Genomic DNA, 16605 nt, shown 5'->3' with positions numbered 1-16605 from the left:
TCGACGGAGACGGAACTAACTATGCACGGATCACGAGCTACGGGGAGTCCGTACGCACCACACACGGATGCGGAACGGACGGCGATGCTCGAGGCGATCGGGGCCGATTCGGTCGCCGACCTCTTCGACATCCCGTCCGCAGTACAGTTCGACGACGAGTTCGGGATCGAACCGCGTTCGGAGCGCGAGACGCGGCGTCTCGTCCGGTCGATACTGGGTCGCAACGACGACCTGACGGAACTGCTCGGTCGGGGCCACTACGGCTACTACGTGCCGTCGCTGGTCGATCACCTCGCCGACCGCTCGGAGTTTCTGACCTCCTACACGCAGTACCAGCCGGAGGTCTCCCAGGGGTTCCTGCAGGCGCTGTTCGAGTACCAGTCCCTGCTGGTCGAGTTGACCGGACTCAAGGTCGCCAACTGTTCGATGTACGACGCGGCGACGGCGCTGGGGGAGGCCGCGACGCTGGCCGACCGCGTGCGCGACGCCGACGGCCACCGCGTCCTCGTGCCCGACCTGCTGCGCGAGGAACGACGTTCGACGCTCGCGAACTACGTCGCGGGCACTGACCTCTCGGTCGAGACCTACGCGACCGACGACGCGAACGTCGACGTCGCGGCGCTCGAGGAGGCCGTCGACGAGGAGTGCGTCATGGTCTACGCCGAGAACCCGACCGTCCGCGGGACGGTCGAGGAGCGCCTCGCCGAGGTCGGAGCGGTAGCGAACGACGCCGACGCGCTGTTCGTCCTCGGGTCGGACCCAATCGCCCTTTCCGTCCTCGAGCGGCCGGTCGACGTCGGTGCCGACGTCGTCGTCGGCGACGCGAGCGTCCTCGGTCTGCCGACGAGTTACGGGATGGGACTGGGCCTGTTCGCGACCCGCGAGGCGTACCTGCGACAGGTTCCCGGCCGACTGGTCGGTGCCAGCGAGGACGCGACCGACCGGCGCGCCTACACGCTGACGCTCCAGACCCGCGAACAGCACATTCGTCGGGAACGGGCGACGAGCAACATCTGTACGAATCAGGCCTGGGTGGCCCTGCGGACGGCGATCCACGCCGCCTCCCTGGGTCCCGAGGGGATGATCGACCTCGCGAACCGCGGCGTCACTCGGGCGAGGGACCTGGCGGAGCGGATCGACGACCTCGTCGGCGTACAGGCTCCGGTCCACGACCGCCACCACCTCCGCGAGTTCGTCGCTCGCGTCGACCAGCCCGCGGAAGCGATCGCCGACGACCTCGAGGAACGCGGCTTCGCGGTCCACGTCGTCGGCGACCACGAGATTCAGGTCTGCGTCGCCGGCGTCCCCGACGAGCGACTGGACGCCTTCGTCGCGGCGCTCGAGGAGGTGGTCCGATGAGCGACGACCGCGAGACGACCGGCGCTGACGAGCAAGCCCGGTACGATCAGGCCCGCTACGTCGAGAACGGCCAGTACGAACCGCTACTGTCGGAGAAGGACCTGACCTGCGTCCGGATCGACGGTACTGGCGGCGACGACGCCGACGCTGAGACCGCAGATGCCGGGAGTGTACAGACGAGCGCCGAATCGCCGCTCCCGGACGATCTCACCCGCGATTCGCTCGAGCTACCGGCCCTCTCGGAGCCCGAACTGGCCCGACACTACACGCGGCTCTCCCAGATGGTGTATGGCATCGACAGCGGCCCGTACCCGCTTGGGTCGTGTACGATGAAGTACAACCCCAAGTTCACGGAGGACGTCGCCGCCCTGCCGTCGGCTGCCGTCCATCCGGACCGCTCCGAGGAGTCGGTCCAGGGGACGCTCGAACTCCTCTACCGGCTGCAGGACTACCTCGGCCGGATCGGCGGGATGGACGCGGTGACGCTGCAACCTCCCGCTGGGGCGGCCGGCGAGTTCGTCGGCATCCGCGTCGCCGCGGCCTATCACGAACACAACGGCGAGGGGGACCGCGACGAGGTGATCGTCCCCGAGAGCGCCCACGGGACCAACTTCGCCAGCGCCGCGCTGGGGGGATACGACGTGGTCTCGCTGCCCAGCGACGAGGACGGCCGGGTCGACCTCGAGGCACTCGAGGCCGCACTTTCGGAGGATACGGCCGCGCTGATGCTCACGAACCCCAACACGCTGGGGCTGTTCGAGCGCGACATCGAGGAGATCGCCGCGATGGTCCACGACGTCGGCGGCCTGCTCTACTACGACGGGGCGAACCTGAACGCCCTGCTCGGACGCGCACGGCCCGGCGACATGGGCTTCGACGTGATGCACTACAACGTCCACAAGACGTTCGCGACGCCCCACGGGGGCGGCGGCCCCGGCGCGGGTCCGGTCGGCGTCGTCGAGGAGTTGGCCCCGTTCCTGCCAGCGCCGCGGGTGCGCGAGAACGAAGCGGGCAAGAGCGAACCCACCTACGAACTGTTCGACCCCGAGCACACGATCGGCAAGGTTCACGGGTTCCACGGCAACTGGCTCGTCCTCGTGAAAGCGTTCGCCTACATCGCGCGGCTGGGCGACGAGGGACTCGCGGACGCGAGCGCCACGGCCGTGCTCAACGCGAACTACCTCGCGAGTCAGATCGAGTACGACGTTCCGTACGAGCCGTTCCACCACGAGTTCGTCGCCAGTGCGGGCGAGCAGGACGCCGCCGACGTCGCCAAACGAATGCTCGACTACGGCGTCCACCCGCCGACGACGAAGTGGCCCGAGATCGTCCCCGAGGCGCTGATGACAGAACCGACCGAGGTCGAGAGCAAGGAGACGCTCGATCGGCTCGCGGCCGCGTTCAACGCCGTCGCCGCTGAAGACGACGAGACGCTCGCCGACGCACCCGAGCGGACCACCGCCCGCCGGATCGATCAGACGAGCGCGGCTCGGAACCCGCGACTCTCCTGGCAGGCTCTCGAGGAAGAGTAGCGTCGATTCGCGGCGCAGTTTCGGTCTCGTCGTTCCGACGACCCCGCTCTCCTGACGTTTTTCCGCGATCAGTCGGTTGGATAGCGACGGGCACGGGAACGGTCGCCTTGTCCGCGTCGGAGCCGGTTACTCGTCGCCCATGCCGCTCGACGGGTTCGAATCGTCCGAGTCCGGCACGACGTCGCCTTCGGTGACGACCTCGAACTCGCTCGACCCGCAGGAACAGGTCTCCTGACCGATGAGCCGAATCGACCCGTCGGGCCACTGTCGCGCAGTATAGACCGATTCACACTCCGCACACGCAGCCAACACCCGATCCGTGTCGTCTCGGTGAGCCATCTCGGTACCGGATTGGTCGGTATCGACTACTATCAAGTTTACCACCTTTCGATCCGAGCGCAGGGAGATCTACCCGCTCGAGGCGAGAGGAGGGGAAACGTCGATATCAATACGCGTATTTTCTCGCGTCCCGGCGAGTAGGAGCCTCGGATCGATCGATCCCGATCCGCGAACCGGGAGCGTCAGTCCGTCGTCGTCGCCTCCGGACCGGTGTCGACGCCCCTCGAGCGGACGTAGCCCTGGACGTACGCGCCGAGGAACATGCCGGCGACGCCGTAGAGGACGATCACGTTGCCGACCCCGAGGCTGGCGTAGGCCGCACCGGGGCAGATGCCCGAGAGTCCCCAGCCGACGCCGAAGATCGCACCGCCGAAGACGACGTTCCGGTCGAGCGTCTTCAGGCGACGGCGGTAGGGAGAGCCGGTGAGCGGGGCCTCGCTACGGAGAAGGCTCGCGCCGAAGACGGCGATGCCCGTCACGATCGCTGCGCCAGCCATCACGAAAATCAGGCCGAAGTCGGCGAACTGGAGGAACGAGAGCACGACCTCGGGCTGGGCCATGTGGCTGAACGCGAGGCCGAAGCCGAAGAGCAGGCCGCCGACGAACACCAGCGGCATGAACAGCGGGTGCCTGTCGTCGCTGCTCATGGGCTCATCCCCACCGCCTGGACGAGTTGGGCGACGCCGACCGCGACGAGGAGAAAGGTGGCGACGCCAATGACGGATGCGCTCGAGGCCGAGCCGACGCCACAGACGCCGTGACCGGAGGTGCAGCCCTTCCCGAGACGGGTGCCGATGCCGATGAGGATCCCGCCGAGGAAGAGCCGCCAGGGTTGGACGTCGGTCGACCAGAGCGTGATCCCGGCGACGTCGACCAGTTCACCGATCGTCGCGGGCTGGGCCAGCCCGTGCGAGACGAGGCCGCTCTGGAACGTCAGCGCATAGACGGCCGCCCCGGCGACGATGCCGAGCGTGAAGACGACCCGCCAGTCCCGGGAGGCCCGGTACCGCTGGAATCGCGACTGGTCCGAGACGTACGAGAGCGTCGACTCGAGGAACGTACTCGCGCCGGCCGGAATGCCGGTTCCGAGATAGATCACGGCCGTTCCCAACCCGACGAGCAACCCGCCGATCGCGTAGTGGCTGGTCCCGTTGGGGAACAGCTCCGCGACCGTCGCGACGAACAGCACTGGACCTGTCATCACTCGCCCGAAGGGAATGCCGACGTATCAAGGCTTCTGCCGCGGGGAAACTTGTATCTCTCTGACGCGCGTCGTCGACCATCGGGGCCGCGGGTCGGTGGACGCGTCGACCGTCAGTCGTCGGCGGCTGTCACCGACGAACGGTCAGTCCTGCCGTCGTCCTCGTTGGGATCGGTCGCGACGCCGAGCGTCGCGATCGATCGAACCGCGTCTTCGACGGTCAGATCTACCTCGTGGACGTGTTCCGTAGGGACGTGGACGATGAAACCGTTCGTGGTGGGGTTCGGTGCGAGGGGGATCATCAGGGTCTGGAGGTCGTTCTCGCCGAGGCGTCGTTCGATAGTCGCCGGAGTATCGGCCGTCAGGAAGCCGAGCATGTGGGCGTTCTCGTGAGGGAACTCGACGAGTTTGACCTCGCGGAACTGATCGGTGTCGTCGTCAGCGAGGATGTCGCTGGCCCGGCGGACGCTCGCGTAGATGGTGCTGACGACCGGGATCGACTCGATCGTCTCGTGGACCGTCCGCGAGATGCGCTGGCCGGACGTCTGCTCCGCGACGAACCCGACCGCCAACAGGAATCCGACCAGGGAGGCGAGCGTCGTGAACTGGACGACGACCGTCGGCGGGTCGTTCGGCCAGACGTAGATCACGGCCGTGACGACCGGCTCGAGCATCCCCAGGACGAAGTTCAGCACGACGCTGAATACGATCAGGGTCACCGCGAGCGGAATCGTGATGACGATTCCGTTGACCAACCACCGTTTGACCGTCGCTGTCGGCATACCCGACGTCTCGAGGGGATTCGCCGTTCCGATTGGGGTTGCGACGGCAGGGCAAGCCCTGTAAGCCGAGCCTAGAGCCGCTCGAGAACGGACTCGCCGGAACCTCGTAGACAGTCGTCTCAGTCGGCGGCCGTCTGCGACGGCAGCACCTCGACTTTCTCGGCGGCGTAGCCGAAGACGTCGCGGTAGCCGTAGGGAGACATCAGGACGGGATAGAACGCTTCCTGGGCGATCTGTTCGTCGCCGTCGGCGGCGGCGAAGGTCTCGCCGGCTTCGACTTCGGTGAAGTTCTCGACGAACACCTCGTAGGAGTCGGCGGTCTGCTTCTCGATGACGTCAGTGAGTCGGTAGACCGGGAGTTCGCGACGCATCGTGTCGCCGGGAAGCACGCCGACAGCGGTCAAGAACGCTCGCGTCAGCCGGTCGGCGTTCTGGGCGGCCGTCTCCGACCCCTGGAGACCACACTCGACCTCGATGGTCTCGATCTCGGAGAACAGCCGTCCCTCCGCGAACTCGCTGGTCTCGACCATCGCCGTGACTGGCAGTTGGGGGACGAGATCGCGTGCGGTGGCGCTGACCCCGTTGACGATGGCGAAGGGGTCGCCGTGGCTCTGCGTCGAGTGCATCGAGAAGGTCAGACAGTCGGCGAGTTCCTCGGTGAGGCGATGGGCGAGGCGCTTCTCGTGGGTCTGTGCGTCCGGATCGCCCGGGAACGCACGATTGAGGTCCTCGTCGAGGAACCGAACCCGTCGCTCGAGGGCCTCTTCGTTGGCCACGACGAGCTTGACGGGCCGTTCGACGGTCGGGCGTTCCTCGAGCAACCGCTCGATGGCCCGAACGCCGCAGGGCTCGTCGCCGTGGACCCCTGCGACGACTGCGACTTCCGGCGTTCCCGACCCGAGCTGTGCAACTCTCATCAGTATTTCCTTGGACTCACCGCCCAAATGGGATTCGGTTCTCTCGAGGCGACTGGACAGTCCCCAGACACGTTAGCGCCCGTCGACGATCGCGCCGATCGTGACGGGGACGATCCGACGACAGGCCTCGCCGATGCGTACCCGATCACTCCTCGAGTGCCTCGATATACGCGAAGTCCGCCTCCGTCGCTTCCGGGCGTGCGTCGTCTACGACGATCCGCCACCCCTCGAGCGCCGCGGGATCGTTCAACGCGTTCGTGAGCGTCGTGCGGACGTCCAGCAGGTCGACCCCGTAGAAGTCGTTGGGAACCCCATGGAGGTACTGCAACGCCGTCTCGAAGAGGCTGCGCATGCCGTCGTCGTTCTCGAAGTCGAAGTGTTTGTACGCGCCGGCGGCGACCTGGACCATCCCGTGGAGGAACTGGCTCTCGGTGGTGCCGGAGCCGTAGTTGTACCACTCGAGTTCGAAACAGTCGTGGGCCTCGTGGAAGGCACCGGCGTTGTAGAGGCGCACCCCGTGGACCGTCGCCTCACGGAGCGTGGCGTGGTCCCACCGCCCGGCGTCGGGGTTCCAGCCCGTCGGCGACGCCGATCCCGGCGGCGGATCGACCGAGGGATCGGCCGTGTGGTCGGCCATACCCTTCGTTGCGGACGAACGATGGTAACGGCATCGGTCACCGTCTCGACGTCGGTCGTCGTGCCACCGACTACCGACGGGAAACCCCGCGTCTGTAGGCGGTGACTACGAGGTGGAAGGTCGTGCGTACACGATCGAAGCCGAGTACTTATTCCGGTTCGCCCCAAGGGCAATACAGGATGAAACACCCGTACGGCCGGTGTAACAACTGCGGCGAACGCCTCTACGAGCACATCGAGGGCGGCTACCAGTGTCCGAACTGCCGAACGCGGTACCCGCCGGACGAACTCGAGAACGGCAGCCGGTAATCGTCGGCCAGGAGAGTCCGGGTATCGAGAGACGATCCGGAACGCTCCGGTAACGGACACCGGGAAGACCCGTCGGTGTGGCAGTCGTGAGCCGGCCGTCGGATCGCGGCTCCCCCATCACCCGTCGTCGGACCGCCCGTTTCGGCGACCGCTTCGGGGCGGAATTCCGCCCTCGAGGGCCACGTCACCCCGTCACACCCGATTCCTATCTCGCAACGCTTTTCCCCCGCGGGTCCGGACGGTTTACATGGCGAACGACGTTCCCGAGCACGAGCCCTATTCTGCGAAACTCGACGTACCGGAAGCGCTGACGTTCGACGACGTCCTGCTGCGGCCCAAGGAGAGCCGCGTCGAACCCGACGACGCCGACCTCACGTCCCGCGTCTCGACGAACGTCGAGGTATCGGTGCCGATCCTCTCGGCGGCGATGGACACCGTCACCGAGAGCGACATGGCCATCGCGATGGCCCGCCACGGCGGCCTCGGCGTCCTCCACCGCAACATGAACGTCGACGAGATGGTCGAGGAGATCGAGCGGGTCAAGACCGCGGACGAACTCATCATTCCCCAGGAGTCGGTCGTCACCGCCGACCCCGAGATGACCGTCCGCGAGGTCGACGAACTGATGGCTCGCGAAGGCGTCGGCGGCGCGCCCGTCGTCAACACCCGCGGCGAAGTGCTGGGCATCATCTCGAGCACGGACATCCGCCCGCACCTCGAGGTCAACGAGGACGACCCCGTGACGGAGGCGATGACCGACGAGGTCATCACCGCGCCCGAGGACGTCGACGCCCGGGAGGCGTTCGACCTGATGTACGAGCACAAGATCGAGCGCGTGCCGGTCGTCGACGACGAGAACCTGCTCGTGGGACTCGTGACGATGCAGGGCATCCTCCAGCGCCGCGAGTACAAGGAAGCGGTCCGCGACGAGGACGGTCGCCTCCGCTGTGGCGTCGCCGTCAGCCCGTTCGAGACGGAGCGCGCGCTCGCCGCGGACGAGGCGGGCGCGGACGTCCTCTTCATCGACACCGCACACGCGCACAACCGGAACGTCATCGAGGGCGCACAGGAGATCAAAGAATCCGTCGAGGCCGACGTCGTCGTCGGCAACGTCGGCACCCGCGAGGCCGCCCAGGAACTGGTCGACTTCGCGGACGGCATCAAGGTCGGTATCGGACCGGGTTCGATCTGTACGACCCGCGTCGTCTCCGGGGCGGGGATGCCCCAGATCACGGCGGTCGCGCAGGTTGCGGACGTCGCCAGCCAGCACGACGTCCCCGTCATCGCCGACGGCGGCATCCGTTACTCCGGCGACGCGATCAAGGCCATCGCCGCCGGCGCGGATGCGGTCATGCTCGGGTCGTACTTCGCCGGCACCGACGAGGCCCCCGGCCGCGTCGTGACGATGAACGGCAAGAAGTACAAGCAGTACCGCGGCATGGGGTCGGTCGGCGCGATGAAATCCGGCGACAGCGACCGCTACCTCAAGGAGGAACCCGACGAGGAAGAGGAGTACGTCCCCGAGGGCGTCGAGGCCGCGACGCCGTACAAGGGCTCGCTCAAGTCCGAACTCCACCAGCTGGCGGGTGGCATGCAGTCCGGCATGGGCTACGTGGGCGCGGCGACCATCCCCGAGTTCAAGGACCGAAGCGAGTTCGTCCGCGTCTCCTCGGCCGGCCAGGCCGAGAGCCACGCCCACGACGTCGTCATCACCGACGAAGCGCCGAACTACTCGCCGGATAACTGACCACGACGATCGGTTCTGGACCGTTCGCTCCGCTGTGGCGAGCGTGACGTTCCGGCCGCCTTTCGGACGTACCCCGACACCGGTCACGATCCGACGCCGGCCATCGACGATATCGGCACGTTCTTCGAACGGGCTATCGCCGGCGACGACCGCGACGCCCTCGAGGCTGCCATCGGTGGGAACCCGATCCGCACGTGAGACGGGGGATCGGCAGCGTTCGAGGCCGGGACGCCCCTAGACGTCGATCGACGGGGTCGGGAACGCTCCCTCGTCGACCTCGGGGTCGTACTCCGCGAGGGCGACCCGGACCAGCTGGAAGACGCCGTCTTTCCCCCAGCGGGCCGTGTTGACGTGCAGGTCGTAGAACTCGCGGTCGTCGATGTCGATCTCGTAGTACGACTGGTAGCGGCCGGCCTCGCTGACCTCGCGGACGCGCATCTCGGCTTCGGTCTCGACGCGGTCCTCGATGCGGTCGAGGCGGACCTCCTCGGGGGCGTCCAGCCAGATCCGCAGGTCGGCGCGGTCGCCGGCCAGCCAGCCCGCGAGTCGCGACTCGAGGATGAACGGCTTGTTCGCCATCCCCCACTTCTCGGCGATCTGCTGGAGGCGCTGGTCGATCGCCCGATCGATCTCGTCGGATTCGTCGGCCTTCGCCGTCAACTGGTTCAGGCTCATGTCCCGTTCCTCCGCGATCTCACGGAAGATGTCGCCGCCCGAGACGTACGGACAGCCGATCGCGTCGGCCAGTCGCTCACAGAGCGTCGTCGCACCACAGCCCGGCGGGCCGGAGACGGTGATGAACAGGCTGGTGTCGATGCGCTCGGTAGTGGACTCAGTCGATCCCATACCGAAGTACTCTCCCTCGAGGTGAAAAATGGCGGCCACTTCGCCCGTCGGCTGCGAGTACGTCCGGGGGGCCGGGATCGATCGGTGGGTCCACCCCGTGCGTCGCTTGCGAGGGTCGTCGGGCCGTACCCGGGGTCGCGGGCGATTCACCCGGTCGTGAAGGCGGTCCCACACTCGGTGCAGGTCATCCGGAACCCGCCCTCGTCGGTGAGTTCGGTGTCGTGGCCGCGTTCCGCCTCACAGGTGCGACAGTAGACGACCGACTCGATCTGGTCCCACTCGTGTCGGGAGCCGGGCGCGCCGAAGGCGAAGCCGACGACCCGTTCGTCCGAGTCGTTGTAGCCGTGCTGGAACTCGCCCGGCGGGAAGCGGATCACCTCGCCGGCCTCGACGGTCACCTCCTCGACGTCGCTCGATGGACTCTCGCTCGTCTCGAACGTCGCCGTCCCCTCCTGCACGTAGAAGACCTCCTCCTGGTCGTGGTGGGTGTGCAGGCCACCGGAGAAGGATTCGCCCGGCTCGAGTTCGAAGTAGTTCATCGCGAAATCGGTGAAGCCGAGCGCCTGCGAGACCGGTCGGCGGACGGAGTGGACGTCCATCGGGTTGGTTTCGATCTCGACGTCGTCGATCGCTGTTTTCTCCATGGTCGAAGCTGTACGTCCGAACGCAAAAGTATCGTGGGAGTGACTCTCTCCCGACCGCTCACACCGGTGTCCGCGATCCGGTCCGTCTCGGCCCGGTAACGCAACGCATACGTGGGTCCGGTGCCGATCGCTACGTGTGAATCGTCGGAGGGTACTTCAGTCCGCGGCTGTCGGTGGCACCGTCGCGCTCGCGGGCTGTGTGGATGGCGTGATGGAACACTTCGAGGGGAGCCTGCAGGGCGTCATCCCGATCGAGATCGAAAGCGAGGCCAGCGAACCGCAGACCGTCTACGTCGAGGCCCACGAACGGCGGACGGACCGCCAGACGTACGAAGAGGGGATCACCGTCTCGCAGGTCGACGGGACGGTCCACCCGTCCCACCTGGAACGGTCCGACCAGCACGTCTACATCGCGACGCTCGATCCGGACGATCAGACGGAACTCCAGGCCCACCAGACCACCGTGACGGAGGACACCCAGCTGTTGTTGATTCGGCTCTACGACGACGAACTGGTCGTCAGGGTCGATCACGGTGACGAGGAGGAGGTTCTGGGAACGCCGCCGTCAGCGGACGGCGAGGGCAACGGAGACGACGAGGACGCGTAACCGTCCGCTCCCAGGAGACCGTCCGTCAGGGATAGGGGTGATACGCCCGATCGAGCCGCGGCTCGAACCCTAACTCCCGTGGCACCCGTTCGGCTCGCTCGCCGAAGTAGGGCTCGCCGGTAAACAGCGGCTGGGTCCCCGGGACGACCACCCGAACGGCCTCGAACCCGAGCGTCTCGACGTCCCGCGTCGTCAGCCTGGCGGCGTAGGGCGTCAGATCGACGGCCTCGAGTCGCTCGACGATCTCCTCGAGCGCCGCCTTCCCCGTGGGAACGTCGTCCGGCCCGACGCTCCCGGCGGGAACCGTCCGATCGACGTCGACGAACGACCGCGCCGCATCGGGGAACGCGGCGTACTCGCCGATTTTCCCGGAAGCCTCGGTCGAGTCCGCCGCGCCGAGGTTCCGCAGTTCCATCCAGTTCTGTATCGCTTCCTCGAGCGCGCCGACCGCCGCGTCCGTCGCGTCTAGCCCCGCCGCCGATCCGACGGCGAAGGCGGGCCAGGCGTCCGAGCCGGGGTCGACGTCCGACCCGGTCTCTTCGGGGTCGCGGTGGACGGCGACTGCCACGACCGGGACGTCGACGTCCTGGGTGACCAGCAACGGGGTTACGGACAGTCCCTCGCTCGCGGCCCGGCGCTCGAGCGTCGCGAACCGGTCGTCGTCGACGGCGAGACCGAGCGGATCGAACGTCGAGTACCAGGCGAGCATCGTGGCGTCGCGCTCGATCACCTCGGTGAGCCCCGAGAGCAGGGCGTCGGCGGTCGACGAACCGAGACCGAGTCCGGTCGTGATCGCCGGGACGAGCCGATCCCCTGGCTGGGGGAACTGGACGGCCGCGGCCGGGAGGTGGGTCGGTTCGCCCGTCGCGAGGGTCTCTCCCTCGACCCACCGGTGGGTGTCCTCGGGATCGTAGGCCGGTGCGTCGTCGGGGCGGACGAGGTCCGTCGGCGCGACGGCGTGCTCGAGGTCGCGTTCGCTCGCGTGGACGAACTCGTCGTCCCGATAAACGCCTGCACAGTAGCGCTCGATGGCCTCGCCGACGGCTTTCATCAGGGCCGCGTTCCAGTCGTCGGCGACGCCGGCGGCCTGCTCGGCGGCGCTCGCGTCGCTGAATCCGGAGGTGTCGGCGTTCGTCGCGAGGTAGTACGGTGCCGGGAACGACTCGACCTCGCCGATAGAGGCGACGATCCCGACACGGTCGTCGATAGCCGCCTCGACGCGCTCGACGGCGGTCTCGAGGTCGAGGGGATCGTCGTCGCGCTCGAGCGTCCGGTCTCGCTCGTCAGCACAGGTACAGCCGGGGACGGGCAACACGCGTCGGCGTCGGTGTGGCAGTTCGACGACGTGGCCCATCACCGAGCGGTCGTCGCCAGAGAGTACCCGGACGCACTCCCGGCCGGCGAGCGCCCCGGCGAGTCGCGCCGTGGACCGATCGGCCGACGGCGATCCGCTCGCCCCCTCGACGTGCGAGGCGACGCGGGCGCGGAGGCAGTCGAAACAGCCGGTCGCGGGCGCGAAGCCGCTGACCGCCGCGTCGACGCCCTCGAGCGGGTGGCCGCCGACGCCGCCGATCTCGACGGCGATCCAGGGCGTCCCTCCGGACCGGGCGGCGTCGTTCGCTCTGGTGAACGTCTCGGCACCGGCGACGCCGGCGACGACCCCGAAGCGTGCCGCCTCGAGGTCGGCGGGGTCGGCGTCTGCGATCGAAACGTCGACGTCTCCCAGCGCGGCGACGACGGCCTCGCGGACCGGATCGTCGCCGACGACGTGGACGTGCATACGGGAACGGTCACAGGCGGGAGGCAAAAACGTCGTGTTCGGATTCCGCACGCGGATTCGAGCAGTGGGCTCGCCTGCATCCCGCTTCCGTCAGGACCGGTCGCTCTCGTCGTCGGTGTCCTGCCGGGTCTCCGCGATGTCGATGACGTCGCCGCCTTCGGCCGGTATGTCCTCGCCTTCCTTGATCGCCTGGGCCTCCTGTTCCATCGCCTCGACGTCCATCTCCGCCTCCTGATCGATCTCGCCGATGATCTCGCTGATGTCGTCCAGGCCGATCAGTTCACGGGTTTCCTCGTCGAACTCGAGGCTCTCGAGTTCTGCGCCGTTGCCCTGGACGTCGCTGCCCGAGAGGTGTTTGCCGTAGCGGCCGACCATCGACGTGAGTTCCTGGGGCATGACGAACGTCGTCGACTCGCTCTGACCGATCTCCTCGAGCGCGTCCATCCCCTTGTCGATGATCGCGCGTTCGCCCATCGATTCGGACGCCCGCGCCCGGAGGACCGTCGAGATGGCGTCCCCCTGGGACTCGAGGATCTCGCTCTGTTTCTCCCCCTGGGCGCGGATGATGTTCGACTGCTTGTCACCTTCCGCCTTCTCGACGGCGCTGCGGCGTTCACCCTGGGCCTCGAGGATCATGGCGCGCCGGCGTCGCTCGGCGGAGGTCTGTTGCTCCATCGCGCCTTTGACGTCCCGCGAGGGGGTGACCTCGCGAACCTCGACGCTCTCGACGCGGATGCCCCACTCGTCGGTCGGCCGGTCGAGTTCCTGGCGGATCCGCGAGTTGATCTTCTCGCGGCGGCTGAGGGTGTCGTCGAGTTCCATGTCCCCCAGCACCGCCCGGAGGGTGGTCTGGGCGAGATTGGAGACCGCCCGCTGGTAGTCGTCGACCTCGAGGAACGCCCGCTTGGCGTCCATCACGCGGATGTAGACGACGGCGTCGGCGGTCACGGGCGAGTTGTCCCGCGTGATCGCCTCCTGGCTCGGCACGTCGATCGTCTGGGTGCGCATATCGAACGTGTAGACCCGCGAGACGAACGGCGGAATGATGTTCAATCCCGGCTCGAGCAGTTTGCGATACTCCCCGAAGACCGTCAGCGCGCCACGATCGTAGGCGTCGACGATCTCGACCATCGACCAGACGGTCGCCACTACGAGGACGAGGACCAGCGCCCCGACCAGGACGAGCGGATCCTCGAGTCCCGCTTGCAGGGGAACGAGCACGTGTGCGAGAGAATCCATCACACAGAACACACGCTCGAGCGGGAAAACGCTTGTCCGTGCGCTCGACGGGCGAGCGTCGGCGATCGGGTTCGTCGTCGCTCGCGGACGCCTCAGTCGCTCTCGTCTCGCAGGCGCTCGAGGACCTCCTCGGCGTTCTCGACGGCCTGCTCTTTCTTCGCGGGGTAGGCCTCGACCTTCCCGCGGAAGGTGATCCCCTCGCCGAGGCGGACCTCGCCGTTGAACGCCGCCTGCTTGTCGAGTCGCAAGAAGAGTTCGGTGTTCTCGGTCACCCGTTCGTCGAGTTCCGCGAGCAGCGTCTCGAAGTTCTCGAGGTCGGCCAGCCGCGAGAGGACGTGGCGGACGTCGTCGGCGTTCTCGACGCGCGCCGAGAGAACGAGGATGCGGTCGCCGTAGTGGCCCTCGTTCTCCATGCGCTCGATCTCGAAGGGGTCCTCCTCGTCGCCCGGGAGGAACGTTCGCAGGGCCTGCTCGACGCGCTTTTCGTCCTCGGTGGCGTAACAGAACGTCCGTAGGTCGACGTAGTGTAGCGGAATCTGTGGCATCTGGGATCGTCGGCTCCGATGAGCGGTCGCGGCCCGGCCGTCGCCGACCGCCGGCGACGCCGCGTGGAGTTACTCTTCGTCGTCAGCAGCGTCGGCGTCCGCGTCCTCGTCGGCCGGCTCGAGGGCGTCTTCGGGGACGCCGGTCTCCTGGCCGTCCTCGAAGCTGATCGTGTAGGTGACGTCGCCGAACATCGACTCCATCGTCTGGGTGATGGTCCCCGTCTCGCCGTCGAACTCGCTGTGCTTGTCGTTCAGGACGACGCGATCGTCTTCCTCGAAGCTCATACCGGAACTTCCCCGTCGTCCCGTAAAAAGGGACTGATTCCGACGACGCGTCGAGCGGACGGTTCGAGGTCGCTCGCGTCCGCCCAGGACGCCAGCTACAGGAAACCGAACGCTGCTCGCAGTCAGTGGCCACTGTCGGTTCCTGAGAGAAACGACGTCGGGTTGCGCGGAGAATCAGCGCATGTTCTCGAGCGCTCGGACGGTGTCTGACATCAGCCAGGCGTCCTCGCGGCTGTCGTCCTCGATACTGAGCGCGAAGAACGACTCTCGGCCGTCGTCGACGGTGATACGATAACTGCGGCTCTGCAGATCGATGGGATCGGTTCGATCGGTCGCACTCTGTTCGGCGGGGGTCACACACGTCTTCAGGAACCGATCCGTATAACTCAGTCGGTCCGCGCCCGCCGGCGCGAACGGACCGTCTCGAGTAGGCGGTGCCTTCTCCGCGGTAGTTACGCGTCCAGTTCCTCGAGCAGCGTCTCGGCAGCCGCGCTCGAGGATTCGGGGCCGCGGGCCGTGATCAGGTCCCCGTCGACGGTGACGCTGGTGTCGGCCTCGAGTTCGGCGTCCCAGTTCGCGCCCGCGGCTTTCACCTCGTCCTCGACCCAGTAGGGGAGTTTGCGCCCGCTGGGCATCAGGTCGCTCTCGTCGACGATTCCCTCTTCCCACTCGTTGGGGAAACCAGTGACGTCGCGGCCGTTCACGAGGAACGCGCCGTGGCTATCGCGGGCGAACGCGAGGATGCCGACGGCGTGACAGACGACCAGCGCTTTGCCGTCCTCGCCCTCGACGGCGTCGCGCAGGAGTCGCCGCGCGTCGTGATCCTGGTTGACGTCCCATTCGGTGCCGTGGCCACCGGGGAAGACGACGGCGTCGTACCCCTCCGCCTCGGCCTGTGCGGTCGGGATCGGATCGTTCAGTCGCTCGTCGTTCTCGTGGACCTCCTGAACGCGTTCGGCGGTCTCCTCGCCGACCTCGTCGGGATCGATCGACCGTTCGTCGATCTTCGGCGGGCGACCCGACGGCGTCGCGACCGTGATCTCGAGGCCCGCGTCCGAGAGCGTCTCGAGCGGTTCGACGCACTCCTCTCCCCAGTAGCCTTCCTCGCTGACGACGAACAGTGCAGAACGCATAGCTACTCCTACGACGCCCAGCGTTAAAACGCCCGGCCAGGGCCACAGTACTGCCGCTTTCCGTGCGCGGCAACAGTTCGGGCCGGTGATCGATCCGGCCTGCCGGGCCCACGCGGTGGCACATTGCTCGAGCCCCGACGTGACGGGATCGTCGCCGACCGCGTATCGTTTTTCGTCGCCGACCGCGTACTCTCGACCGGTGACGCCCATGCCGAACCGATCCGATCCGTTCACGGACCTCCGGGAACTGTTCGAGCGCGCCGCACAGCGCCTCGAGACCGCCGCGCGCACCTGGGAACAGGACCTCGAAAATCGGAGTCGACTGGACCTCTCCGTCGGCCCGTCGAAGACGAGCCTCGACCTCGTCGACGAGGGCGACGCGTTCGTCGTCACGGTCGACGTTCCGGGCTTCGAACCCGACGACGTCGCGGTGCGACTCACCGGCGAGAGGCTCCTGCTCAGCGGCGAGCGCGACCGCACCGTCGACGCGGCGGACGATCGGTACCTCCGTCGCGAGCGCGAGGTCGCGTCGTTCAGTCGGCGACTGCGACTGCCGGAACCGGTCGAGACCGACGAAATCGAGGCGAGTCTCGAGCAGGGCGTGTTGACGGTCCGATTGCCCAAGCGGAAACTCGGCGCGGAGTCGCGCCGCATCGAAATCGAGTGACTCCCCTCCGCGCTCCGGACTGGGCGCGTCGTCGGTC

The 16605-nt window shown here is 67.4% G+C and carries 20 protein-coding genes; 6 read left to right on the top strand and 14 right to left on the bottom strand.

Annotated elements, in window-relative coordinates:
* Positions 1 to 21: 21 nt before the first annotated feature.
* Both gcvPA and gcvPB read left to right on the top strand, forming a co-directional pair.
* A complete protein-coding gene (gene gcvPA, locus TX79_RS09605) occupies positions 22 to 1359 on the top strand; it encodes an aminomethyl-transferring glycine dehydrogenase subunit GcvPA (protein WP_049927227.1) in 1338 nt (445 codons plus the stop codon).
* Positions 1356 to 2891: an aminomethyl-transferring glycine dehydrogenase subunit GcvPB gene (gene gcvPB / locus TX79_RS09600; protein ID WP_049927226.1), complete on the top strand. Its 1536-nt coding sequence runs from the start codon at positions 1356 to 1358 to the stop codon at positions 2889 to 2891. The genes gcvPA and gcvPB overlap by 4 nt, the downstream gene beginning before the upstream one ends.
* A 126-nt stretch (positions 2892 to 3017) precedes the next feature.
* Here gcvPB and TX79_RS09595 read toward each other — a convergent pair whose 3' ends face one another.
* The 6 genes from TX79_RS09595 to TX79_RS09570 all read right to left on the bottom strand — a co-directional run bounded on the left by TX79_RS09595 (position 3018) and on the right by TX79_RS09570 (position 6767).
* Positions 3018 to 3230: a hypothetical protein gene (locus TX79_RS09595; protein ID WP_049927225.1), complete on the bottom strand. Its 213-nt coding sequence runs from the start codon at positions 3228 to 3230 to the stop codon at positions 3018 to 3020.
* A 182-nt stretch (positions 3231 to 3412) separates the two neighbouring features.
* Positions 3413 to 3877 carry a YeeE/YedE family protein gene (locus tag TX79_RS09590; protein WP_049927224.1) on the bottom strand — a complete coding sequence of 155 codons (465 nt, stop codon included), beginning with the start codon at positions 3875 to 3877 and terminating at the stop codon, positions 3413 to 3415.
* Positions 3874 to 4431, bottom strand: coding sequence for a YeeE/YedE family protein (locus TX79_RS09585; RefSeq protein ID WP_049927223.1), 558 nt, complete (start codon positions 4429 to 4431; stop codon positions 3874 to 3876). The genes TX79_RS09590 and TX79_RS09585 overlap by 4 nt, the downstream gene beginning before the upstream one ends.
* Positions 4432 to 4544: 113 nt before the next feature.
* Positions 4545 to 5213, bottom strand: a complete 669-nt coding sequence (locus tag TX79_RS09580) for a DUF502 domain-containing protein (RefSeq protein ID WP_049927222.1) — start codon at positions 5211 to 5213, stop codon at positions 4545 to 4547.
* A 119-nt stretch (positions 5214 to 5332) separates the two neighbouring features.
* Positions 5333 to 6130: a succinylglutamate desuccinylase/aspartoacylase domain-containing protein gene (locus tag TX79_RS09575; protein WP_049927221.1), complete on the bottom strand. Its 798-nt coding sequence runs from the start codon at positions 6128 to 6130 to the stop codon at positions 5333 to 5335.
* A gap of 145 nt (positions 6131 to 6275) precedes the next feature.
* Positions 6276 to 6767: a DUF309 domain-containing protein gene (locus tag TX79_RS09570; RefSeq protein ID WP_049927220.1), complete on the bottom strand. Its 492-nt coding sequence runs from the start codon at positions 6765 to 6767 to the stop codon at positions 6276 to 6278.
* A gap of 179 nt (positions 6768 to 6946) precedes the next feature.
* On the opposite strand from TX79_RS09570, the gene TX79_RS20005 reads away from it, so the two are divergent.
* Both TX79_RS20005 and guaB read left to right on the top strand, forming a co-directional pair.
* Positions 6947 to 7075: a hypothetical protein gene (locus TX79_RS20005; protein WP_268257984.1), complete on the top strand. Its 129-nt coding sequence runs from the start codon at positions 6947 to 6949 to the stop codon at positions 7073 to 7075.
* Positions 7076 to 7322: 247 nt separating this feature from the next.
* Complete coding sequence (guaB, locus tag TX79_RS09565; protein WP_049927219.1) at positions 7323 to 8822, top strand: IMP dehydrogenase; 1500 nt, start codon at positions 7323 to 7325, stop codon at positions 8820 to 8822.
* Between the two features lie 234 nt (positions 8823 to 9056).
* Here guaB and cmk read toward each other — a convergent pair whose 3' ends face one another.
* Together cmk and TX79_RS09555 are read right to left on the bottom strand one after the other, a co-directional pair.
* Positions 9057 to 9668: a (d)CMP kinase gene (cmk, locus tag TX79_RS09560; RefSeq protein ID WP_049928347.1), complete on the bottom strand. Its 612-nt coding sequence runs from the start codon at positions 9666 to 9668 to the stop codon at positions 9057 to 9059.
* A 146-nt stretch (positions 9669 to 9814) separates the two neighbouring features.
* The gene (locus tag TX79_RS09555) at positions 9815 to 10312 is read right to left on the bottom strand and encodes a cupin domain-containing protein (RefSeq protein ID WP_049927218.1); all 498 of its coding nucleotides are present in this window, start codon (positions 10310 to 10312) and stop codon (positions 9815 to 9817) included.
* 136 nt (positions 10313 to 10448) lie between these two features.
* Here TX79_RS09555 and TX79_RS09550 point away from each other — a divergent pair, with 136 nt between their 5' ends.
* Complete coding sequence (locus TX79_RS09550) at positions 10449 to 10919, top strand: twin-arginine translocation signal domain-containing protein (protein ID WP_154660494.1); 471 nt, start codon at positions 10449 to 10451, stop codon at positions 10917 to 10919.
* Between the two features lie 25 nt (positions 10920 to 10944).
* Here TX79_RS09550 and TX79_RS09545 read toward each other — a convergent pair whose 3' ends face one another.
* The 6 genes from TX79_RS09545 to TX79_RS09520 form a co-directional block, all read right to left on the bottom strand.
* Entirely contained in the window at positions 10945 to 12699 is a 1755-nt protein-coding gene (locus tag TX79_RS09545) for a YcaO-like family protein (protein ID WP_049927216.1), read from the bottom strand.
* A 90-nt stretch (positions 12700 to 12789) separates the two neighbouring features.
* Entirely contained in the window at positions 12790 to 13938 is a 1149-nt protein-coding gene (locus tag TX79_RS09540; protein WP_049927215.1) for an SPFH domain-containing protein, read from the bottom strand.
* Positions 13939 to 14030: 92 nt separating this feature from the next.
* Positions 14031 to 14483, bottom strand: coding sequence for an RNA-binding protein (locus TX79_RS09535; protein ID WP_049927214.1), 453 nt, complete (start codon positions 14481 to 14483; stop codon positions 14031 to 14033).
* 69 nt (positions 14484 to 14552) lie between these two features.
* Positions 14553 to 14768 (bottom strand): hypothetical protein, encoded by a 216-nt coding sequence (locus TX79_RS09530; protein WP_049927213.1) that lies wholly within the window; start codon positions 14766 to 14768, stop codon positions 14553 to 14555.
* Positions 14769 to 14942: 174 nt separating this feature from the next.
* Positions 14943 to 15125, bottom strand: a complete 183-nt coding sequence (locus TX79_RS09525) for a hypothetical protein (RefSeq protein WP_049927212.1) — start codon at positions 15123 to 15125, stop codon at positions 14943 to 14945.
* A 95-nt stretch (positions 15126 to 15220) separates the two neighbouring features.
* Positions 15221 to 15901 carry a type 1 glutamine amidotransferase domain-containing protein gene (locus TX79_RS09520; protein ID WP_049928346.1) on the bottom strand — a complete coding sequence of 227 codons (681 nt, stop codon included), beginning with the start codon at positions 15899 to 15901 and terminating at the stop codon, positions 15221 to 15223.
* Between the two features lie 208 nt (positions 15902 to 16109).
* On the opposite strand from TX79_RS09520, the gene TX79_RS09515 reads away from it, so the two are divergent.
* The gene (locus tag TX79_RS09515; protein ID WP_049927211.1) at positions 16110 to 16568 is read left to right on the top strand and encodes an Hsp20/alpha crystallin family protein; all 459 of its coding nucleotides are present in this window, start codon (positions 16110 to 16112) and stop codon (positions 16566 to 16568) included.
* The last annotated feature ends 37 nt before the right edge of the window (positions 16569 to 16605 follow it).

Source organism: Halopiger goleimassiliensis (genome assembly GCF_000455345.1).
GTDB classification, from domain to species: Archaea; Halobacteriota; Halobacteria; order Halobacteriales; family Natrialbaceae; genus Halopiger_A; species Halopiger_A goleimassiliensis.
This window is presented reverse-complemented; position numbering and strand designations above follow the sequence as displayed.